Origin of the sequence: Halosimplex aquaticum, assembly GCF_028747785.1 — an archaeon.
Taxonomy (GTDB): domain Archaea; phylum Halobacteriota; class Halobacteria; order Halobacteriales; family Haloarculaceae; genus Halosimplex; species Halosimplex aquaticum.
Map to the genome: position 1 here is coordinate 23837 of NZ_CP118159.1, position 22181 is coordinate 46017.

The 22181-nt window shown below is 55.7% G+C and carries 21 protein-coding genes and 2 pseudogenes; 3 read left to right on the forward strand and 20 right to left on the reverse strand.

Going from position 1 to position 22181, the window contains the following annotated elements:
• Positions 1-283: 283 nt before the first annotated feature.
• From PSC72_RS23845 to PSC72_RS23880, 8 genes are all read right to left on the reverse strand, one after another.
• Positions 284-931: a M48 family metalloprotease gene (locus PSC72_RS23845; RefSeq protein ID WP_274326286.1), complete on the reverse strand. Its 648-nt coding sequence runs from the start codon at positions 929-931 to the stop codon at positions 284-286.
• Between the two features lie 53 nt (positions 932-984).
• A complete protein-coding gene (locus PSC72_RS23850; RefSeq protein WP_274326321.1) occupies positions 985-1821 on the reverse strand; it encodes a TIGR02391 family protein in 837 nt (278 codons plus the stop codon).
• Positions 1822-1945: 124 nt separating this feature from the next.
• A complete protein-coding gene (locus PSC72_RS23855; protein ID WP_274326288.1) occupies positions 1946-2539 on the reverse strand; it encodes a hypothetical protein in 594 nt (197 codons plus the stop codon).
• 129 nt (positions 2540-2668) lie between these two features.
• Positions 2669-3085, reverse strand: a complete 417-nt coding sequence (locus PSC72_RS23860; RefSeq protein ID WP_274326289.1) for a hypothetical protein — start codon at positions 3083-3085, stop codon at positions 2669-2671.
• 61 nt (positions 3086-3146) lie between these two features.
• Positions 3147-4757 (reverse strand): AAA family ATPase, encoded by a 1611-nt coding sequence (locus PSC72_RS23865; RefSeq protein ID WP_274326290.1) that lies wholly within the window; start codon positions 4755-4757, stop codon positions 3147-3149.
• Between the two features lie 64 nt (positions 4758-4821).
• Complete coding sequence (locus tag PSC72_RS23870) at positions 4822-6219, reverse strand: hypothetical protein (RefSeq protein ID WP_274326322.1); 1398 nt, start codon at positions 6217-6219, stop codon at positions 4822-4824.
• Positions 6220-6426: 207 nt separating this feature from the next.
• Entirely contained in the window at positions 6427-7149 is a 723-nt protein-coding gene (locus PSC72_RS23875; RefSeq protein WP_274326323.1) for a hypothetical protein, read from the reverse strand.
• Positions 7150-7320: 171 nt separating this feature from the next.
• A complete protein-coding gene (locus tag PSC72_RS23880; protein ID WP_274326294.1) occupies positions 7321-8226 on the reverse strand; it encodes a DNA polymerase sliding clamp in 906 nt (301 codons plus the stop codon).
• 264 nt (positions 8227-8490) lie between these two features.
• Here PSC72_RS23880 and PSC72_RS23885 point away from each other — a divergent pair, with 264 nt between their 5' ends.
• The gene (locus PSC72_RS23885) at positions 8491-8937 is read left to right on the forward strand and encodes a hypothetical protein (protein ID WP_274326324.1); all 447 of its coding nucleotides are present in this window, start codon (positions 8491-8493) and stop codon (positions 8935-8937) included.
• A gap of 592 nt (positions 8938-9529) precedes the next feature.
• On the opposite strand, the gene PSC72_RS23890 is transcribed toward PSC72_RS23885, so the two are convergent.
• The 8 genes and pseudogenes from PSC72_RS23890 to PSC72_RS23925 all read right to left on the reverse strand — a co-directional run bounded on the left by PSC72_RS23890 (position 9530) and on the right by PSC72_RS23925 (position 16550).
• Positions 9530-9751, reverse strand: coding sequence for a hypothetical protein (locus PSC72_RS23890; RefSeq protein WP_274326325.1), 222 nt, complete (start codon positions 9749-9751; stop codon positions 9530-9532).
• Positions 9752-9986: 235 nt separating this feature from the next.
• On the reverse strand, positions 9987-10637 hold the full coding sequence (locus PSC72_RS23895) for an argonaute/piwi family protein (protein ID WP_274326326.1): 651 nt from the start codon (positions 10635-10637) through the stop codon (positions 9987-9989).
• 32 nt (positions 10638-10669) lie between these two features.
• On the reverse strand, positions 10670-12187 hold the full coding sequence (locus PSC72_RS23900; protein ID WP_274326327.1) for a hypothetical protein: 1518 nt from the start codon (positions 12185-12187) through the stop codon (positions 10670-10672).
• Positions 12188-12274: 87 nt separating this feature from the next.
• A complete protein-coding gene (locus tag PSC72_RS23905) occupies positions 12275-13144 on the reverse strand; it encodes a hypothetical protein (RefSeq protein ID WP_274326298.1) in 870 nt (289 codons plus the stop codon).
• A pseudogene (locus PSC72_RS23910) lies at positions 13141-14089 on the reverse strand (MarR family transcriptional regulator). The gene PSC72_RS23905 and the pseudogene PSC72_RS23910 overlap by 4 nt, the downstream one beginning before the upstream one ends.
• Positions 14090-14425: 336 nt before the next feature.
• Complete coding sequence (locus tag PSC72_RS23915) at positions 14426-15412, reverse strand: transcription initiation factor IIB (RefSeq protein WP_274326328.1); 987 nt, start codon at positions 15410-15412, stop codon at positions 14426-14428.
• A 31-nt stretch (positions 15413-15443) separates the two neighbouring features.
• On the reverse strand, positions 15444-15971 hold the full coding sequence (locus tag PSC72_RS23920) for a hypothetical protein (RefSeq protein WP_274326301.1): 528 nt from the start codon (positions 15969-15971) through the stop codon (positions 15444-15446).
• An 87-nt stretch (positions 15972-16058) separates the two neighbouring features.
• A complete protein-coding gene (locus PSC72_RS23925; protein ID WP_274326302.1) occupies positions 16059-16550 on the reverse strand; it encodes a hypothetical protein in 492 nt (163 codons plus the stop codon).
• Between the two features lie 182 nt (positions 16551-16732).
• Between PSC72_RS23925 and PSC72_RS23930 the strand changes: the two genes are divergently transcribed.
• On the forward strand, positions 16733-17542 hold the full coding sequence (locus tag PSC72_RS23930) for an SWIM zinc finger family protein (RefSeq protein ID WP_274326329.1): 810 nt from the start codon (positions 16733-16735) through the stop codon (positions 17540-17542).
• Positions 17543-17596: 54 nt separating this feature from the next.
• On the opposite strand, the gene PSC72_RS23935 is transcribed toward PSC72_RS23930, so the two are convergent.
• The 4 genes from PSC72_RS23935 to tnpC all read right to left on the reverse strand — a co-directional run bounded on the left by PSC72_RS23935 (position 17597) and on the right by tnpC (position 20753).
• Positions 17597-17926: a GNAT family N-acetyltransferase gene (locus PSC72_RS23935; RefSeq protein WP_274326330.1), complete on the reverse strand. Its 330-nt coding sequence runs from the start codon at positions 17924-17926 to the stop codon at positions 17597-17599.
• A 118-nt stretch (positions 17927-18044) separates the two neighbouring features.
• Positions 18045-18485 carry an HVO_A0114 family putative DNA-binding protein gene (locus tag PSC72_RS23940; RefSeq protein WP_382261879.1) on the reverse strand — a complete coding sequence of 147 codons (441 nt, stop codon included), beginning with the start codon at positions 18483-18485 and terminating at the stop codon, positions 18045-18047.
• A 34-nt stretch (positions 18486-18519) separates the two neighbouring features.
• The gene (locus tag PSC72_RS23945) at positions 18520-19062 is read right to left on the reverse strand and encodes a hypothetical protein (RefSeq protein WP_274326306.1); all 543 of its coding nucleotides are present in this window, start codon (positions 19060-19062) and stop codon (positions 18520-18522) included.
• 326 nt (positions 19063-19388) lie between these two features.
• On the reverse strand, positions 19389-20753 hold the full coding sequence (gene tnpC / locus PSC72_RS23950) for an IS66 family transposase (protein WP_382261839.1): 1365 nt from the start codon (positions 20751-20753) through the stop codon (positions 19389-19391).
• A gap of 429 nt (positions 20754-21182) precedes the next feature.
• Between tnpC and PSC72_RS23955 the strand changes: the two are divergent.
• Positions 21183-22176: pseudogene (locus PSC72_RS23955) on the forward strand (transposase).
• Positions 22177-22181: the final 5 nt, after the last annotated feature.

Consider the following 22181-nt stretch of genomic DNA (forward strand, 5'->3'; position numbering starts at 1 on the left):
CTGCAGGGGAGGACCGCCGCGGTCTTGACGGCTGGCGTAAGAACGACCTCTACGTCGATGCCTGAAGGCAGGTGTCCACAAATGAACGCCCGGAGCCTATCGGCCCTACCAGTCGAGATTCGAACGCGAGAGGTGATGTTGGGCGTAACCATCTCTACTTGAGGTGTTGGATCGGCTGAATGAGTATTGGCCATACGAATGCACGAGGGCCGCTCCCTCGATCCCTTTGGGACGATAAACTGAGATGGAAGAGTAGATACTCGACGTGGTTAGAGAAAAAAATCTAAGCTGGATACAAGGCCTTTGCCCAGACCAGAAACCGGTTGACTTTGACCACGTTCTCTGGATCAGTGTACTGAATACGATTCACGACGCGGACGTGAAGCGAACCACTGCCTTTGTCGGTGATTTCAGCGTACGCCTCGAGGAACTCTTCTTCACCAAGACTCTGGAGTGCGTGGAGATCAGCTGCCAACTCCTCAAGACGGGCAGCGACTGCCATGAGAATAATGAGCATCAGGGAAACTCCCGCCAGCATCGCTACTGGCTTCACAGGAACCCCGAACGGGATCAGAAGTGAGTACCCGAGGCTCTGTAGGAAGTAGTAGATCCCAATCGCTCCGTTCAACACCATACCCCAGAACAAGCCTCTGAAGACAGGAAGTCGATTGAGGTGTCCCTGTTCGTGCCGGTAGACAAGTTCGGCCGCCTCGTCGGATAGCCTCTCCATTCGCTGCTTATTCAGAACGATCGTGCCGACCGGTGTAGCCTGACCAAACGCAGCAGAATCGCTGTCGAACCAGTACACATCGTTCTCGTCGCTGTACCCGTTGAAACTGCCTACGGACTCCACTGGTCCATGATACAAACGGACGAAAGCCCTGGTAAACCAGTCTCGAAACTTGTCCGAAGCACGTTCAACAGTCTGCATACCAGTTGTTCGGCAGACAGTTACAAAAAAGCCGTGCCGAGAACTGTAGAGGTTTAGTCTTCTGCAACCTCTTCTTCGAGTACATCGAGAAGCATATCGACGTAGTGGAGAATCTGCATGGCACGCTGCTGATCGATTGAGTCCTCATCTCGGTGACTGGGAGGATTGCGCAAAGCCCCGAAACCCCCTGAATACAGGTACATCCATCCTCTTTTCTCTGCCCCCACATCTGCAAAGGTCAGTGGTCCATCGTCAGTACTGAAGGCGTTCTGAGCAAGGTCCATACCCACCGTGTCCTGAGAAAACTCTCCCTCCTCCCGAATTCTTTCCTCCAGTACGCGAAACGCGGTCCGGACGGAGCTCTGATAGTGTCCGTCAACGTACTCGGGAACTGCGTCACTGCGTAGATCAGGGTGTTCTATGTGGAGAATCGGTTCATCATCTGTGTCCTGGAAGAGTTCATCGACCATGTCGAGAAATGCCATCGCGTTTCGCCGATCCTGACGTGTGTAGTCCACGACCTTATTGCAGTAGCGTATCTCGCCTCGATGCCCGTTTGCATCCACTTCAAGACGATAGTCATCTACTGTGAATCTGGCCTTCTCAATGTCCTCTATATGCCTTCCAAGTCTGCTATTGAACCCGGTTCCAGAATCCAGGGAAACAGTAATCGACCGTGTCTGATCATCCTGCTCGCGGATGTAGCGCTTCAGCAAATCAGCTACGTCTTGAAGGTCAGACCAGTCTGAGAAGACAAAGGAGCCACCAAAAGATTGGGTCGGCGTACTATCGCCTGGATGGTGTTCGTGGGTGCTGATGTCGAAGACGCCCTCGTCACTGTCCAGATCCAGTCTCGTTTCAATCCGAAAATCGGGCTGTTCGTTTTCCACAGCTTGCTCCGAAGAATACTGTTCAGAGGTAAATTCACGTGATATACGCATCGTTGGTCGAATGGTGAAACGAGAGGGTAATAGGCGTTCCCTCAAAAATCAGGTTCGAACGCTCTTCCTGCGGCTATAGGTCGGTCGGCGGGATGAGATTACAGAGGACTGGCGCTTGCTCCAGAAGCGCGTCAAAGAGCTGTTCAGTCGGTCGATAGAGGGCATGATGCTCATCGACGGAGTAGTCCTCTTCCTCATCTTCCGGCATGGATAGGAATTCGTTGTCCAGGAGTGGAGCCAATGTAGTATTAAGAGCAGCACCGCTTCGCCCCGACTCGACTTCGAGTGTGCGCCGAGAGAACTCGGAGAGGAAGTTACGTGTACAGCAGCCGATGACATGCGCTCGTCGCTCAGCGAACAACTCATTGAGAGCACTGCGGTGGGTCCGTGTCCAGTAGTCGTCGAGCCTGACGTAAGTCTGGACAATCGGAGACAATTCGTTCAGACTGCCGTTGGCATGGACGACTCCGAGATCATTGAGGGCGTGTAGATCCTGGGTGTCAAGGGACTCCCCGAGCGGATGAAGGACATTCTGGAATGCCTCGTGGTACTGCGAGGTCAGGAACTCACCGGCGACGACATGGGCTTTGCCAATGTTCCGGACAGGATGGATTGCTTCGTGATGATCTGGGTCTCGGTGGTCGACATGGGTTCGAGGATAGCTCATGCAACACGTCACACCACGAGGTCCGCTGTATTAACGGCCTCAGCGTACAGAAACTCAGGAAACCGGCACCTCAACAGGATGTTCTTATATCCCCCTGACGGAACAAGGTGAAAGGTAATCCCGGAGGAGTCACTTCAGCTTCGGCAAATCAAACGACACGGATACGTTCGTCAACGAGTCCGACACCCGGCCAGCGAGATCCACGAAGAAACTATTCCGTCGCTCCGTCTCCATCTCTTTCCGACGACCGATAGCCCGATCAAAGTTCATCCTTACCTTGTCCGCCTCGTCATCGATCATACGACGAACCCTGCGGAACTGGTTTTGGGTCAACGGTTCTTTCCCTGCAATCTGCGCCATCTCTGGCGTCACCAACCGACCCGGATTGTACTCCGCCTTGAACTCGTTCACTTCTGCCTCGAACAAGTGCTTCTGCGACCTCAACTTGTTCTCTGGCAACTCCTCGAGTTTGTCGACGGCGTACGTTACCTCCCACTTCTCGAACTTCTGCTTCACCCTCTCCGGCGGAAGCTCGACCTCGCTCATTACTGCGGACTACCAAGCCCGACCAAAAAATGGTAGCGGACAAAACCATTCCACAGCGCAATTACAAATAGTCGTTTAGTGTTTCGTAGACGTCCTCAGGATACTGATTCGGCTCGGCAACCGCCCAAACTTCGTTCTTGACCGCTGCCTTCGGTGAAGCACCGTCTTCGATGTGCTCACAGAGAATCGTCAGATTTCGTGTCGAGAGCGTCGGCCAGCTCTCGTTATGCCGGGTCTGATGAGCAAACTGAACAATCTTTCTGAGCGTCCCACGGTCCACGACTTCGTGACTGGCATTCACCTGCGCGTCCAGCTTCGCGACCTCTTCGTCGACGTCTTGGATGTAGGGTTGTTCCAGCGCTCGGAACCGGCCACGAGTGGCCGAGTTCATCGGCTCGGAATCACGGTACTCCCGGGTCGGTGGATTCATCGTGATCACGATTCGCGCCGACGGATGAGGTTCGACCAACTCGCCGTGGGCCTTCACGAGGAGTTTCCCCTCGTTGAGCAGACGATGGAGCGACATCGCCGCCCCGGCTCGCATCACAGGGAACTCGTTGAGTACCAGCACCGATCCGTTCAGCAGCGCTTGCTTTGCGGGACCGTTACGAGGTGCGATCAGTCCATCCTCAGTGGGCGTGAGCGGTCCGAACAGGTCCTCCGTGTGGGTTGCCTCGTCACAGTCTACCGAGACGTAGCCACGATTCGTCCGGTGACACAGGTACTTGATCAGGAAGTTCTTCCCAGAACCTCGCGGGCCAACAATCCGAACGGGAACCAGCCCACGAGCGAGCTTCTTCGCAAGCAGTTCGTCGAGCGGAAGTTGAAGCCGTGGTTCGGTCGGAACTGCTGGCGGGACGACGTTGCCCGCTTCGTCGACGGGTAGTGCGTCATCGCCGGCGTCAGGATGTGTCGCTGCCTTCGGTACGTCAGGGTGGTCAGGGTTATCGAGGATGTGGAGACCCGTTGGGACAGGGTCCTGTGCATTCCGCCCGATATCGGACACGTACTGTGCGTCGACGGCATCAGGGGACAAGTCATCCGTGCCGTAACGTGGTTCCCCAACGGGTTCGTTGGCAGTTGTAATGTCGAGGACTCGAGCGACACCGTGCCTCCCCGTTTCATCGAGTCGTCGAGAGTACCGAGCGTCGGCAGCTCGCGAAAGCCACACACCCACCGGAACGTGTCGGTGAGAGGCTTGAATAATCGCCTCTGCTCGGCTCTCTGTTAGCGTGCCAGTCAGATTCGCAATATCATCGACTTCGGCGTCGACTAGCTCGGTAAACGTCGTGTAGCCTGCGTCCCTGAGTGCAGTCGCAATACTCTCCGTGACGACATCGAGAACTTCGAAATCGTCACCCCAAGACGTGCCAGCGGGACCACCGAATGCTTCCGTAATCACGGGCGGTTCTGGTCCCTGTGGAGAGACGCCGACAATTGTCGTGCTCCCGCCAGCTCCCCGGTCGAGCGTGAACGTTCCATCCGCTGCCCCAGCATCGATAAGGTCAGCGGCCTCTTGCTCACCGATATCGGCGTAATCGCAGACTCGAAGGGTAACGCGTTCGACCGGGATCGTCCCACCTTCGCGCTTGAGGAGACGATGCACCAGGTGCGAAAGCACGACGAGCGGTTCTGGCGGGTCGATAGTCGGGTCGGGTTCTGATGAAGACATAGTACGTATGCGAGACCCGTTAGGAGCCCCGTCGCCCGCTTTCGGGCTGGTAAATTCCCAGCTCTCAGGACGAGCCTTCGATGTCGTCGAGGCGGTGCTGAACCCGGTCGTGGAGTCGTTGGGCGGCCCCGTCAGTGAGATTCGCTTCAGTATCTACCTCGATTCCAGGAATATCGATGACGTCTTCGAGCGCGTCGCTGAGCGTCTGCTGACTGGCTGGCAGAACACGTTCCTCGGGTTCGTCGGTTTGCCGGTCGTGTTCCTTCATCGCCAGTTGAATCATCATCGCCGGTTTTCGAAGCAGTTCGCCAGCGACCTCGAGGTACTCCTGGTGGGTATTCGATGCCCAGGAGCCTTCGTATTCGTCGAGGAGTGCGATCAACAGAGAGAGCTGGAGGTTGTAAACGGTTGGTCGCGACGATGGAGACGCCAGCGTCGTGGCCCGGTCAGCAGCGGCCTCGGCATATCTGTTGGCGACGCCCCAGTAGCGGTAGCAGGTGGCCGCATCGAACGGAAGCTCGCCGAAGTCGTAGGCGATGGCCCGTGTTCTACGTATCGCCAGATCGACCTTCACCAAGCGATCGGCGATATCGTCGTAGATTGCCTTCCACCACTCGTTGATCGGAACTCTATCGTTCGCCCGTTCGTGGTCGGCGTCGGTGGCTCGACCGTAGTGACGACGAGTGTACCGCTTGCCCGTGTCAGGGACGATAGTCTCGGTCTCAGGGAAGTAGAGGATCGGTTTCGCCCACAGCGTCTGTGTCCCCCGGAAATCGTAGCCAGTCTCGAATCCCCCATAGACGACGAGATCTGACTCGTGCGCCCTAGAGACGGGGGTAACACCGTCAGCATCCTCCTCTATCTCGGAGTCTTCACTTGCTGTGACGGTGTGTTCGAGACCGGGACAGACGACGAACATCTTGAGGAGCCCACCCCAGTCGCGGTAGCTTGCCCAGCCGAACGCGCCGGCTTCTCCTCGTTGCTGGAGTGCTCCTACAATCGGTAGGTACGCCTCTTGCGGATTGATGATAGAGTATCGATCCGAGGCGATCTGCCAGCGGAACTTGACATCGAAGCCCAGCGCGCACAGAGCCTTGCGACGTTCGTCGACGATATCCTGGTGATCACGAACACGCACCAACGGGTCTGACGACGCGTCCGTGGCAATCTCCGAGAGTGACTGACCGGTCGCCGTCTCCAGCGTATCGATATCCAGACCATCGACGTTGCGGAGAGCTTCGATGTCGATGGTCCCGTCGACACCGACGAACTCGTTTGTGGCCCAGAGTTCACCCGAACTCGCTTGGGGAAGGACGCTGAGAACGTCTTTCAGGGATCGAGGATTCGGATCGAGACACCCCGTTTCTGGTGAAACAGCGTCTGGATACGCAGCGCCGTCCGCCGACGTCAACCCTGCAAACGCGTGCGTTGCTTCCTGATTTAGGAGGTCGAGGACCGACATGGATGCAGCGACGGATTGGTGGTTATCCTGGTCTGACCGGGAGCTTGACGTGGAGTGCTCTCGCTCGCGGCTCGCTTCTGACTGTGTATCTGTGGACATGGCGAATCAGATGGGAAACAATCGAGTCCAGCTGTAGTGGACACTCGACGAGTCTTCCCCTCACCCCATTGAGGATGGTAAAATGGGGCAACGCTGTCTCATCCAGCACTACCCTGAAGCGGATGCCGATGAATCTCCCGTCGCGCCTGTTTGCTCTTCATCATCACCAGTCTCCGCCTCACTCAGAAGCGTCTCTTGATCGTCGTCGTAGCGTGGGATGTACTCCTCACCGCCGAACCAGCGAATGATCGTCGGCCGAAGACGTCGGATGCTCTCCTCGGTCGATTCACCGACGTGATCGACAGTTCTGAGCGTCGTGGCGTAGCAGGCCCAAGCCGCGAAGTCGCCCATCGTCTCGAACTCATCAGCGATGGCCCGCTTGGCGGCAGCGGAAGTCAGTCTGCCATGTGTCGAGAGCCATTGCTTCGACAGTGATTCGGCAGCAGGGTCACGGTTCCCCAATCGGATTTCCTGAAGTCGATGCAGGTTCCCTCTGGTGTCTCCCTTCTTCCAGAGGACCTCGTCGTATCGTCGGACCAGAGCAAGTTCGTCAGCGTAAGTGATCGAGTCCAGGTCGACCGTTTTGATGTCGACGTCGTCCGGTTGGGGTGCGGTGTTCTCGGGATAGTCCCTGTGGAGATACTGTTCCCGAAGGCTCGACTCTCGGAGATCCTGCAGACGAATCGACCACTCATCACCGCTCAGTTCCCGCCTGATGAAGTTCTCTGCAAACAGGTGATAGTCATCAATTGCGACCTCAACCCCGAGAGTGGAAGCGAGCAGGGCGATAGCGAGTTGGCAAGCGCGTTCTGAGCCGCGTCCGGCCCCCAATCGAACCCACCCGGTGACACCGAATGCACCATCAGATGTTTGTCGAGGAGACCGTCGCCAGCGTAGACGAGACAGCCCCCAAGTGTGCGTTCTCCGCGATATCGCCGTGCTCGGTACTTCGACTGTGAGTAGCTAGTTTTCATAGTGCGTGGAAAAACCACCTGGGAGCGGTTACGTCTCGATACGGGGAGCCAGCATCCGAGTCATCGACCCTGCATCATCGTCGAGGTCGTACGAGAGCATGATGGGGAACTCACTCCCGAAGTCAACTGTGACGTTAGCCCCCTTGGGGATTGTTCGGACGATCTTTTTCATGTAGTCGAGGCTGAACAGCGACGAAGCTTCAGCGAACGTGGCCTGGTCGAGTTTCTCCTCATCGAGTTGGAAGTCGACAGTGTCGGTATCACCTTCTGCCTCGATTCTGAGGACCTCTTCGTCAGCGTCCATCCGGAATCCGACGTGATCGGCAACAAGGTCTGCAGCTTTGACTCCTTGCTGGAGAAGGTCGCGGTCGAGCGTAGCGCTCGCTGGGAGTTCCAGCTCAGGAAGCGTCGGCTCTGCTCTGATAGTCGCTGGATCGAGGCAAGCCATTCGGAACTCGATGCCGTCGACGAAGACGACCAGCTTGCGTGTCTCTCTATCGAGGCTGAACTGGACGAGATCGTCCTTCTTTGCGAGGTTCACGGGATCGGCGAAGCGGTCCAGGTCGAGACCGAGGACACCTGGAGTAGCATCGTACGACTCGAATGCCGAAGCATTCAGAGTGAGATCGTCCATCGCGACGTTGGCGGGATCGACTGCACGGACGCGGATCCCGGATTCGTCGATCTTGAATCGGGCTTCGTCGACGTTTGCGTGAAGTGCCTTGAGGATGGTCTTGAGAGGACTCGCCTGAATCGTGGCTCGAAACGTGGATGGTGGGCCAGATTGAACTGATTCTTCTTCAGGTTCGTTCTGAACGGAACCTGAGTCAGAAGTGTCATCGTTGGACGTGACTGGGTCAGGTTGTTTGTTTTCTCCCTTGAGGTCTTCGGGAGATTCGATATCGGGAGTCTCTGTGGATGAATCTGTGCTCATGGGTTTCGTCGTAGCGTCTTCGAGTGGAGGCAAGTCTGAATAGAGACACTCAGGTCTCTCTCGTCTCCCTCACTCTCTTCAGAGTTCGATAAAAATCGAAACAGGAGTCGGCTAGCGCTGGTTCGCGCTAACAACAGTCGACCTTATGCGTCAAAGGGGATGAAAACCGTGAATTCGGGTGATTCAGCGGCCAAATAGGCTAGAATCCCTCGTTGAGGGTACTGGGCAAAACTGATTTAGCACCCCTTCTAATATTATTATCGAATGAGTCTCTGGAGGTCCAAACGGCGCTACGAGACAGGGCGCCACATCAGTGATCAAGCTGATGATGCCCTGTATGCGCTCGCCCTTCTCCAGAGCGACGGGTCTGTCACAAGGACGCGTGCGGACGAACTCCGTGATAATCTCGAAGCGGGGAAAGCTGTTCTCAGGACGCTTCGTGATGCGTTAGAGCATCCTGAGAAATCTGACAACTTCGCATACACATTGGCTCGCCAATTGCGAGAGCATTACGGCGATATCAACAAGTACGCGATTGAACGTCTAAACCGGCACTTGGACCTTCTGGGGGAAACAAAGGAAGATTTGGAATATCGGGAGAATCTCACCGAAGTCATAGAGACATTGGAACTGGTTGAAGAGTTGGCGACGCGAACAACTGACCAAGACGCAGAACAACTGCGAGATTACGTTGCCCACTCGGATCATTGATCATCGCGAGAGTGATTTAGAGGCCCGATTCGAACACCTTCAGGAGGAGGCAGAGCGGTTTTCAGAGCTCACGATAAGCAATGCGTTTGACGACTACTTTTCTAACATCCGAGACGCTTTCGAGAAAATCGATAGCCGTCGATCAGACGTGGAAGCAAATCCGGATAACGACGCGCTGTATCAACGGTACCTCTCAAAGGTCATTTCAGCAGAGGCAGACATCTCTGACCTCGAACTTGTACTAACACATCTCGACCTATACACCCATCATCGAGATCGCTGGCCAGATAGAATTCAACACGTCGAAGAGATCTGCGAGGAACTCACCGATGCGTTCGGTCTATCTGTGACCTGCTTCCCTGTAATCCGCGAGAATTACGCGCTCTTACCATTGCTCGACGACGATTTCTACGTGATATACGTCCCTCGCGGGAGAAGTATCGTCCCTACGACTCCAATCCTGGCACACGAAGTTGCTCACGCGCTCTTGGATCAGCGGTCATCACGATCTCACGAGTTCAATCAACGATTTAGCGAACTTCGACGGCAAATGGACCATGAGAGAACTGAACGGGATTTTCACGGGAACTGGTCACACTGGTACAGTGAACTCTTCTGCGACGTTGCTGGCTTCTTTGCATTTGGTCCGAGCTATGTATGTGCCCAACTCCACCATCTCCTCTCCCGAAACCCCTACTTTATCCAGCGTGACGTTGGGGTAGAAGACGATACTCTTCATCCCCCCGACGCACTCAGAGTAACCGTCATTACTGATCTCGCGGACGAATATCTCCCAAAGCAGCTCGGGAACCATTAGAAGATATCCGAGAGGAGTATACTCAACATCTGCAGTGCTATGAGGAATCAAAGCGACCATTTTACGATGAATGGGCTGACGACGAATTGGTCGATGCTGTCATCTCGGATGCAGCAGGTGTGAACACCCAGTTCGACCAACTCTGCAGTCACATTCAGAATGGGTCTGACCCGTCCAGTGTACCTGAATTCGAATTTCGACTAAAGGCGAACAGGTACTGGCTAGATGAAAATTAGCTCGGCAGGAATCTGAGCTGGGGACAGCTCTCGAACAAGCTGTGCATCTCCGCGGGATATCGGGTCGTGATTGGATCGCTGATCTTGGAACCAGGCGACCACCAGACCAAGAACGAGAGGTCGAATACGTCCTGTCCGATCTCCGTAATATCGATATCTTCGGTTCCTGCTCGTTCCTGAATCCGGAAGGTACGAGGTGTTCCCTGATACGTGTATTCTCCTCCAGACGGGGCTAAGACCATCGTAGATTCATCTACTTCCGCATATGCCCCGGTTCGGCACGCACAGTCGGTATCATCGGAATAGATTCGGTACGACGTACTATCTCGCAGCTCGACCGCGCTCCAGCTGAAGTCGTCGTCAATGTATCCCTCCTCTTTCAGGCTGTCGACGGCAGATTCGATACCTGCGATTTCCTCATTGCCGTAGGTCCCATTTCGATGAACAACCAATGAGTCGACGGTCCCCTCGTTTTGGTTGATTGCCTCGACAATTCCATCACCAATGAGCTTCTCGGCATGATCGAAATCGTCTACCGTACTATCTCCTCGACCGTGTGGTTGCTTCGTCCAGTCAATTACGTCCCCTGATTCCCCAGAAACGGTGACAGAGCAAGCAGTTGTACTCTGATCCCCCGTTACACTCAATCCGATGACGACATCTGCATGTAATCCTTCCTCTAACAGGAACGGTCGAACACCGAGTTTCGATGCAGATCGGTCGCCGTATTCCTGAGTGAATAACTCTCATCCCGATTGCGCTCCTGCTGGTAGTTCTCGTGACGAATATGCTGGACCGGCTTTCCGTTCACCGCATTGATTACGTCATAATATTCTGTCTGACTATCGCCAGTCAAGTACGCGAACGCACCAGTGACCTTCTGAGCAAACTCTTCTTTCCACTGGTCGTACTCGGAACGACTCTCGAAACTCACACCGCCAGGCTGCTCTTTCAGATCAAGATCGGCGAATCGCTTTACATACGACCGAATATCATCGAATGCGTCGAACGCTGTTTGACGGGTTGAATCGGTATGGAGCACCGCAACCCATGGTTCGTCCATCGGTTTCCGTTTCGGCCCGAACTCTTCGAGATAGTCAAGAGTTCGATACTCCCAGATATCCCTGGTTATGTCTCCTGAGCTAGTCAGATCAGACGTACCTACTTCTAATACCGTATCGTCTCCGAAGCTAAGCGCCGGAAAACCGAACGTGTCGACGCCGTCTCGGATCGGTGTGTCAGCGACATCTGCTTCGTGATCTCCGAGACGGATATAGTGAACTGGACGGATCCACTCTTGGACTTCTTCCCAGCGTTCGTCTGCCTCCAGCGTCGACGCCTGTGTCGTCACCTCTTCCTGGTTGGGAATCAGTCGCAGGAGTGATGGTGCAGCATCGTAGGTTCGATTCCCTCGAGAATACTTGTACTTGACAACGGGTTCATTCGGATCGATTTTCCCAGCCCATTCACTCCCATAGTTGTTATCGACGAAAGAGAGAACCGAGGTCGGTTCTCCGTCAATATTCATCGTTTCGTCAGTGACAACGGCGTCGGAAACCGAGTGTAATCGTACCGGTTGAGGTTCAGGACGGTCGAAGAAGAAATAGCGGCGGCCATCCCCAAACTGGTTGATGACTTCTGATTCTCCGTGGGCATCGAGGCGATCCGCCAGCGTCCGTTCGTCGACGAATTTTCGGGTGGGGTCGAGGCTGAGCATGAAGCCGAATCCGGATCGATAATCGATGCTAGTCCGGATTCCGCGGAACATTTCGTAAACCGCTTCGTCGCCTCGAACGGTTCGAATTGGGTCGGCTTCGTAGAAGTTCCCTCGTTCATTGTACTCCCAACAGTCAAGTACGGACGTAAGATATGATCCAAACCCGTCTCGGAGGGCCTGGCCTATAGCACCTCGATGACGAGGATTTTCCGGGTCGAGAGTAGTTTTATATTCCAGACTTAGAGTTATCCCGTCGGCGTCAACCTCCTTGGGTTCATGCTCATGTCCGAAGACTGCAATATACCATTTGCCATCGCCTCCCCGGATACGATGAGCCTCTCCCCACGTTCGATCCGAGAGGATGTTCTCAAAGTGAGCTAGCTCCGAATACGGATTGTCTGGGAGTTCAGCGGATATTTCGTAGATTTTCGCGGGAAGATCAGGGACCGATATCTGGAACGAACTGAGGAACTGTCCCATTTTCATTGATAATTTATTGGACCCCAGTTAGTCGTTTCGGGGTCTGCCAGTCTCTTCCTTTTCGGTCCGTTTGAATGGCAAACTGGATTACTGAATCTGGACAGCATCTCTGTGCCGCTCTAGAATCTGTTTTTCGACTAACCGAGCAATCGCATCGTCAACAGCGTCCATCTGGTCGTCAGAAAGCGCTCTCACGTTCGAGAGAACGCGGTCGCGAATTTTCTCGATATCGGTTAGTCCATCATCGACCGCACCCAGGACGGTGTACTCGACTTCGAACTCTGTCGCGAGATCTGAGATACGAGACGTGAACGAATTCGGGAGGCCCGACAGTGAATTGACCGCCATCTCGATAGTGAACAGCGGATGGGAACGCTCTCGGATGTGTCGTGCTTCAGTCGACCCCGTGTTGAACGGACGCTGTTCGCTGATTTCGATCAGGATCGACTCATAGTCGAGGCCACGCTGGGCGTACTTCCGCATGTCCTCGATGTCGCGCCGGCGGCCACTCGCCAGGTCACCACCCGAGACCGCTTTCAACAGGAACATGTCCTCGTCCGAGAGGATGAACGCCGTCGCGTGGTCGCCGGTCCAAAATTCCTCGGCCCGGTCATGCATTCGCTCGGTGATCCACACCTTCCCGACGACTTGCCGCTCGAAGAGGTCGATCTGAAATCCGCGGTCTTCGTGATGGAGCTCAACTGTTTTCCCGACACCCTCGAACGACTCCGTCGGCTCGTCAACCACCGCAAACCCTTGTGCCAGGAGCGCCTGGTAGACGTGCTCGAACTCGGAAACGACCCCCAAAGCAAGATCGATATCCTCGGTCTGATCCTTCAGCCCGCGAACCGTCATCGCCGAGCCGCCGAGGAGATACACGTCTACGGGTTCCGAAAGCCAGCTGTCGAACTCTTCGAGGAACGCTCTGATCGCATCTCCGCCTTTGAACACAGTCATGACACTCCGTACTGCTCTTTGAGAGCGATAAATTCTGATTCACTTGGGAGGAATATCGGGAGGTCCTCAGCAACCTCGAACTCTCCGTGAAGGGGTCGGTACATCGCAGCCACCGCTGTCTCCAGATCGTACCACGTTGCCGTTTCTATGAGGGTCTCCTGGTCGATATCCAGTTTCTCGATCAGCAGCATCGAATAACTGACGCGTCGCGACCCGCTATCGAGGACAAGGGTGTGGCACACGACCTCCGAGGGCGTGAGTACTTCATCCGGAGCGTACCAGAACGCGGGTTCACCGGCGAGGAAGAACTGCAAGCCGTACTCCTGGAATCGCGCGAGTCCAGTCACCCGCCACTCAGCGGCCGACTCTGTGCGGTCGTATCCTCGGACGTCTGGACGCGAACGAGTGCTCGCTTCGGGTCGCACCACTCGACAGTCGCACTCGGAGCGAGTTCTCGAGCTCGCGAGCGATGGTCGTGGGTCACGACTTCTTGTGCGAACCGTAGCAGTGGCGAGAGGTCATCAGTTAACGCGTATTCGGGTCCAGACGGCGACAGCATTGCACGGTGCTTGAGCGGTGACAACGCGTTGTGGACGCCCTGTCTGGTGATGTCGAGTCGGTCTGCGATCTCGGTCGCTCGACGTGGTTCGTCGAGATACCAGCACACCCGTAACGTAGCTGGTGAGAGTATCTCTGTCCAGTCGACGTGCCCAAGCTTCGAACGGAGATCTCGATACGCCTCAACGACTGGATGGTCAGTCACTCGGACGAGACGCCGATTCTTCGAACCACGGGCTTCGGTGAGCAAGCCGTCCTCGAGCAACTCATCGAGGATGTCGTAGATATGGTCCTGCGAATACTCAGTTTCGGTCGCGAGTTCGTCTGGCGTCGCCTCGCGGCCAGCGCTAAGCGCGTCAGCAGTGCAAGGCTGGCCTTCGTCAGCATCTCTGTAAATAATATAGCCGATTCGTATAAATATGTTTCTGGATTTCTGTTTACACACTGGCTGTGAATCGTCTACCCCGCTGCGGACGGAATCGTGCTACATCGAAACCGGCGGAAGCCAGTCACAGGACGGACAGAACGCTTCGTATACAGCCAGTGTTTCGTCGAACTCCCAACCTCCGTCGTCATGGAAGAGTACGCCCGCTCGAATAATAGCATGAACCGCCCCGTGACCACAGTGGGGGCATTCGTCACCTGGGGCCCATCCCGCCCGCTCGAAATCAATCGTCCACTCCGCATCGGTGACCGACGGCGGCGACCGTTCACCGCAAGAAGTCATCTCTGTACCTCCAGTCCAGACTCCGCTGGGCGTTCGAGCATCGATTGGAGTTTCTTCCACTGCTCACGGAGCGTCATAGCGGAGACATTCGCGAGTTCAGCGAGACTCGTTTGAGTGACTTTCTCGTCACCCTCCCGAGCTTCATAGACGCAGGCAGCGGCAACACCGGTTGGTCGACAGCCGTTCCCGAGACCGACTTCGGACGCTTCTCGGGCCAACGTCAGGGCGCGTTGGCGCACTTCTCGTGAGAGATCGAGGTCCGATGCAAATCGTGGGACATACTGAACGGGAGCCATCGGAACGGCCGGGAGATTGAGTTCGTGATTCAGCACGCTGTACGCGTTGCTGACCCGCTCTTTGGAGACAGTCGACACCTCTCCGACCTCGTCGATTGTCCGAGGGAGTCCCGAACATCGACAGGCTGCATACACGCCGGCAGCCGCTATTGCTTCAATCGAGCGACCACGGATGAGGTCTTCGTTCGCAGCAGTCCGATAGAGGGCGCACGCCTGCGTACAGATGCTCTCGGAAAGGTCGAGCGCACCAACGATCCGCCGGATCTCCGAAAGTCCATGTGCAAGGTTCTGGTCTGCCTTCCCTTCGAACTGGGCTTGGCGGTCCCATCGCCGAAGCCGGTGCAGTTTCCGACGTTTCGCAGCCGGAAGTTGCTGCCCTCGTGCATCGCGATACCGGCCGATCTCTGCAGAGATGCCCCAGTCGTGGCGTGCATTCGTCACTGGTCCACCAACGCGACGCCGCTCTTCGGCATCGTATGGCGTCCATTCCGGACCGTAGTCGATACAATCCTCGTCGACGACGAGCCCACACTCAGGACAGTACCTCTCAGTACCTTCTCGTCTGAGCTGGACCTCAGAGCACTCGGGGCACTGGTCGGTCGTTGTGAGTCGTTCGTGAATCTCAACACTGTTCCTCTCAGGCTGTTCAGTGTGCTTCGTCGCGACGCTGGATGATTCTGTAGACATGGTTGATCGAAGGGAGGGCTCTATGAGCGGGCTACTCGAAGTCGAGGCCTGTCAGGTGGGGTGGCAGTTCCGGGTCGAATTCGCGGTGGAATGCGCGGAGAACTCGATTCTGCCAAGCTGCGTATTCGCCAGGGGTCGAGGCTCCGAACCGTTTCACACCAAGATCGTATTCCCGAGCAAACGCTTCGAGATCGACTGCCTCGATACTCGTAATCGCGTCTGTCGTGGGATCTGGAGCAGCGGCTGCAGGAAGTGGTCGTTCCACCCACGCATCGAAGCAGCCATCCACGGAGCTAATCACGAGGACGCCGTCGGTTGCGCCAACGAACAGGCTGGTCGAAATCCGAGCGAGGTTGCGGTACAGATCTGACGGAACGACCAGGAGTAGGTTTTCTGAATCCACCGAGGATGGATGGGCGTCTCCTTCAGACTGGCTGTCAGTCCTCCACTGGTTCTCGGTGTCGAGCCAACCTCCATATCGGAGCTTGTCGAGTGCGGCATCGAGGAACGTCTGGCTCCGATACTGGATGTACCCGACGACTGTCGCATAGAAGCTCATCGAGCCTCCGCGGAGAACTCCAGAGTGAGCGGATCCGAAGTACACGACCCACACCGATTAGTCGAGGATAAAATTCGGATGGAATGCTCAGTAGTGGACATCAGCGGGGACCACCCAGAACTCATCCTCACCGTTGTATTCGAGATGCTGTTCGACCGCTGATCGAGAGCGAAGCCCGGCGCCGTGTTGGTCGTAGATCCAGACGGAGGGGCCGGCGAATTGGCCGAGTCGATAACAATCGAACCGAGTGAGATCGACGTCGTCCATTACGGACTCAGAATCGAGGGATTCGAGTTTCACTCGTAGTTTGTCGAGTGTCTCATGGAACCACGCTTCTTGTGCTTCGACAGCGTCTTCGAGGAATTGCTTTCCCGTCTCCGACTGCAGGGACAGGGCTGGGTCGAGGCCGCCATAGCGGGGATGATCTCGATACCGAGCCGTCGATTCATCTAGCGTTTTGTAGTAGTCGAACGCCGTCGAAGCCCCGTCACTGATTCCGGTCAAGCGGTCGAGTGCGTATCGAGCTGTACTAACCGCCTCCGGGCTATCGACCGCCGGAACGAGGACTCTGATGAGCATATGCATTTTCTATTCCTCACCCCTTTCGGGGTCGATAAATTCGGGTGTCGAAGACGAACCCAATGTACATCAGATGGATTTACGGAACAAGGAGGGAAATCGAGGATGAACGCCTTTCTGAGTGATCCGCCTTCGAGAAATTGACGGAGGAACTACGACGTATCTCTCTGGTAAGATCCACAATGACGATAACTCAGTCCAACATTCGAGACCTGTGTACCGACGCGGTGTTCGACCGTGGGCAGAACTACTACTCCGAGGGCAAGGTTCACGAGCGACGACGTGTCGACGACATCATCACTGCGACAGTCGAAGGATCGAGACTGTACGACGTGACGCTCTCACTCGCCGAGTCCGATTTCGAGCCTTCCTGTACGTGTCCATACGATGGGGCTGGGGAGTGCAAACACGTCGTTGCCGTGCTCTTGTCGCTGATCGACGAGTTGCCGGAAGATGAGGGAGAGCGTCTCGACACCGTCTTCGAAAGTATCGATACCTCCGAGTTACAGGCGTTTGTGCGCGAGGAACTCGCTCGTGACGACGCGATGCTGGATCGGTTCTTCGCAACGTTCGATGCAACGTCAGGGAAATCTCACGAAGCGTATCGGGACGACGTCTCCCAACTGTTTGACGAACACACCAGAGAGTACCCTGTCGTCATCGATGCAATCGATTTCAGTCGATTCACGGATCTCGGGGAACGATACCAAGATCGAGGTCGCTATCGGCAAGCCGCAGCGGTCTATCGTGGACTCGTGGCTGGGATCGACGACAACATCGAACTCGTCGATGGAGCCTATGACCACTATGCAAGGGTTTTCCGTGAGGGCTTAGACGCCTACGTCGAATGCGTCACAGCAGCTGATCTCTCCTTGTCTGAGTATGAGGCGTACGAACAGTTCCTAGTCAAGCGAATCGAGTCTGGGTCACAAATCCATCGCGAACAGTTCGAGCGAGCGCTATCGAGTCTGCAAGCCACAATCGAGGAGTGAGGCACAGTTGGTGTTTCAGCCAGCACGGGCGGAGGGAAGAGATTGGAAGAGCGATTAGAGCTCCGTCACCCACCCAATTTCCCCTGAACGCCTTTCGAATCCTTCTGTCTCTAAGATATGCTTCATAGCTGGGTGAGTAGCGTTGTTCGTCGAGACTTCACTGCACCCCTCTGTCCGGCTCAACTCAATGAATTCATTGAGGGCTGCCCGACCCACACCCTTGTTCTCCCAGTGTAGTTCCACAGTGAGATACTCTAACTCACCGGGAACACCTTCGATTGCACCAACGCACGTACCGTCGACAAGGATGTCGTACCCCAGCATCGCCTCGGTGAGAGAGACAGCTGCTGGGTCAACGCTATTGACATCGTCCGCGGCAGTCATAGTATTCGATTAGTGAATAATCGCTCTTCAATCTTGGAGCATCGCAGCCATTCGGCCTGCCTCCTCAGCTTCCTCACTTCGATACATATCGTACTTTGCGAGTGCTTCATCAACCGCCTCATCGAGCGTCATACATTCCCTTCGATGCTGTAGTCACTGTGTCCCCAGATTTAGATTCGAACGCGAGCGTGATGACGAGTTCGTCGAACCAGACGACCGGGCGCTTGCTCTGTCCTTCCTCCTCGAAGAAGATGATTCCCAGCTGGGCAAGTCGACTAAGTTCCTCATGGACATTCTTTACGTCTCGATCCACAACTCGGGCAGTCTCGTTGATACTGGACGGTTCTTCCCGGCGAATAGCCTCGATGAGCTCGAGGACACGCGGCGTCAGCGTCTCCATGAGGTCGTCGTAGCTAGTGAACGACAGCGTCGGCGTTGCGTCCACTGAATCACCGTGTTCCAGTGATTCGATGTCGTCAGTGACCTCGTCGTGGAGCTCGTCGGACGATTTGATTGTCACGACAAGGGTCGACGCAGCCCGAAGCTGTTCGCGTTCCATCGGATGCAGCGACGGCGTTGATCTGATCATGATATCACCCTAAGTAGATTTCCTCAGTAACGGGATAAACCGAAAGGCCGCATGCACGGCCCAATTTCCGAATGGGCCCATCGAACGAGAACAGATAATCATCACCACGTTTTGCCTGCAGTATCAAAATTGCTTCCTGAATCGAAACATCGTGCTTTGGATACTGAGCGAGAAACTCTGCTGCTGCATCGAGTACCGCTCGTGGACTTGCAGTCAGATTGTTCGATTCCCAAGAGTCGGACCCATGTTGGACAACTAAGTCAGAATCTTTGATGTCTTCGTACAGATCAAGTGCCTCGTGTGCACCACGTTTGGACCGGAATGCAGAGATGACCTCCGCAACGACGTATGCATCCGTGACGTAGTAAGCCCGGTCGCCGGAAATTTCGAAGAACCGGTCGACTACAGCCTGTTTGCGTTCAGAACGATGATCGGTCGTCAGTCGAGCAAGTAACGCTTCTTTATCGAGAAAGACGATTGCGGTACCGATGTCGTCAGAGAAAACGAGACTATCGTCGAGTGAGAACTCCCTATCTGTATCCGCCACATCTACTCCTCGTCAGACTCAAGTTCGACGCGGTCGCGCGTGAGCAGCGGATCTTCGCCATCCTGAAGCGGGGGGTCACCCAGAGTTTCCGGATCGAGAGCGGGCCCACTCAAGAACTTCTCGAGCGGACTCGCACGATCTTCCTTATCAGCAGCCATGGAAACTCACCTTCGTATCATCGATTAACGGCCGATAGTACTTAAACGTACAGTCTCGGAGGACCATACCGACCACACGAGTAGTTACCCCACAGGCCAGTTTCGTTGTGATTTGTGGGGTGACTACAAGGCCGGGTCGAAGGATGTAGATACGCCGTTGGTACGTGTTTACCCCGAGGACTCAACGGCCGGCACAGCCTGATCTCGTGAAATCATCTCGTTGTTCCGGGAGACTCGCTTGAGCTCGTCGTATGGATTGCGTCCCTGCTGGCGCCATGTCGCCAGCAGGGACAGCACCGTCTCATGAACGAACATCCCGCGGTCATTGCGGAGCGTTCCGATCAGTTTCCGGAGAACCACCGGCTCACGAAGCGCGTTTTCGGCGGCATTGTTCGTCGGAGAGACCGCTGGCTCACCGACGAAGGTGAGCCAGTGGTCGAGGCCACCTTCGATCTTTCCGAGTAGTGTTGCCACTGGTCCGTCGGGAACTGACCGTTCAATCAGTGATTCAAGCTCTCTCCGCGCCACACGCTGGAGCTCTGCTCGCTCACGAATGGTCAAGTCGCTCTCCAGCCGGGTCTGGAGAGCGACGTACAACTGTTTGAGAGAGTCGTAGATCGGTTCGCCTTCCGGTTGCTTCTCAGCGGCATCTTCAGCCTCTCGCAAAATATGAGCCCAACACCGCTGGAGATTGTCGCTGAAGGCTGGATAGGCTGTCCACCCATCACAAATGACCGTTCCCGCGAAGTCCTCGCCGAGGACTTCCGCGGGAACATCGCTTCCACGACTCTCTCTAACCGCGTAGAGCGTGTGGTTCTCGGTGGTGAACGTCCAGATCCATGCTTGCTCACCATCTCGCTTGATGCCTGTTTCATCGATGTGGACAACGTCGGCTTGCTGGATCTGGCGACGGATCTGTTCGTATTCACAGCGACCGGCGCGCGCAGCGCGCTCGGTCGCGTGCCACGCAGTCGCACCTGACAACTCCAGTCCGTGTAGCTGCTCGAAACGGTCTGCAATCTTCCGATAGGGAAGGCGGTAATCGTACCGCGATAGTGCTGATTGGGCGATAACGTTCACCCCGAACTGCCCCTCATCGGGGCAGTCGGGGTGTGTAGCGACTGTCTCGGTTCCACAGGAGTCGCATCGGTAGCAGTGGCGGTTGTACTGCGTGAGTTCTGGTGGTTGTGGATCTGGTATCTTCTCGACGAGTCGGGGGCTGACGCCCACCGACTCGTCGAAGTGTTGGCCACACTCTGGACAGCAGTCACGGGTGACCTCAACTTCTTCGTCCAGATCAGCGGTAGAGCGCCACTCTGGCTCGTGACCGTCTTTTCGTCCGGGAGTGCCGCCGTCAGTTCTGACATCGTCGTCTTCGTCATCTTGCGAGGTCGGGGACTCGTCAGTCCCCGACCGTCGCTTACTCGGTGGTGTATGTGGATTCTCGTATTTGCGAAGCCGTGTTTCGAGTTCTTCGATCCGTTCGTCTTTCTCCTGAAGCTTCTCCTCAAGATCGTTGATTCGTTCTTCCATCTGGAGAAACCGCGAGAGAAGTTCGTCTTTGCTGAGGTCATCTCGATCCACTATGACCACCTCAGCGGTCCCTCAGCAGGGTCACCGGGATGGTCTCCGAGCGGAGACCATCCCTGGAGAAGTTCAATTAGCCCTTGCTGAGGGTTCATATACCCCCGGTTGGTCGCCTGCTACGAGACAGTGGCGAAATTCATTGGGGCTAAACACGTACCGCCGTTGGAACGTAAAATTGAGTGTGGGAAAAGTGTGGGGGTTCCTTGGAAAACACCGAGACCAGCCGCTCAGTCGGCGATATACCTATGCTCCGCTACGCAGTGTAGAATGTGAGGCTGACTAGAGCCTCACAAATGGAATGTAGGTATTCCAATGAACAGTGAGGGTGTCATAGAACGATTAGCACACCAAAGAGCAGGGTGAACGCTGAGGTGGATGAGTTCAGCGACCCTGCAAGATGATCCTTCGGTAGAGTCGTTCTTCAATGTCGTGGAGACAGAGACGCTAAGCGCTGTTCGAGCACCTCTCCTTCGAATTTCTCGAAGAGTTTGACGTGTTCGCCCCGGCGCAGACGGGGCGAACACGAGACCACGAACCACCAGAGCTGATGCGTGGCTTTCTCCACTGCTACTACAAAGATATCTACGGCATCCGCCCCGTCGAACGAGAGCTTCGGAACACGGTCGTCTGGTTGAGCTGTGGCTTCGATCGACCGCCGTCGAGAGACGCGGTCGATCGCTTCCTCACCGACCTCGAACACGTCGCTAACGAGGTGTTCGATCACCTCGTCGAGCAGGCCGCCCGCCGCGGCCTGCTCGACTTGACCTACTGTATCGATTCGACCGACGTGAGGGCGATGCCAGCCGACCCAGATGCGTCAAAGTGCTACGATCCAACCAAGGACGAGTACTACTACGGCTACGGCTGTACAATCGTCTCGACCGGGCAAAAGATACCGATCGCAGCGGAGTTCACCGAGAGCAAACAAGCACCAGAAGAGACGGCGATGCGCGTCACCCGTGACGCGCTCGCCGTCGAGCAACCGATCTGGATGGTCGGTGACAGCGCCTACGACACGCTCGACTGGCACGACCACCTGCTGGCCGCAGGGGTCGTGCCAGTCGCTCCGTACAACGCGCGAAACACCGACGACCCGCTCGATATCGAGTACAGGGTCGAAGACCGCATCGAGGAACACAGTGAAGACGTTCAGCTGAAGCAACCGACGCTAGATGAGACGTACAACCGCCGCACGGGAGTTGAACGAACCAACGAATCAGTGAAGGACTGCGGCCTCGGGCGCACCCACGCCCGAGGCCGCGTCCACGCACGAGCGCAGGTGTTCCTCGCGCTGTGCCTTCGCCTTGTCATCGCGATCACCAACTACGAACGTGGAGACAATCCGGGAAGCACGATCATCACGGTGTGAGAAGA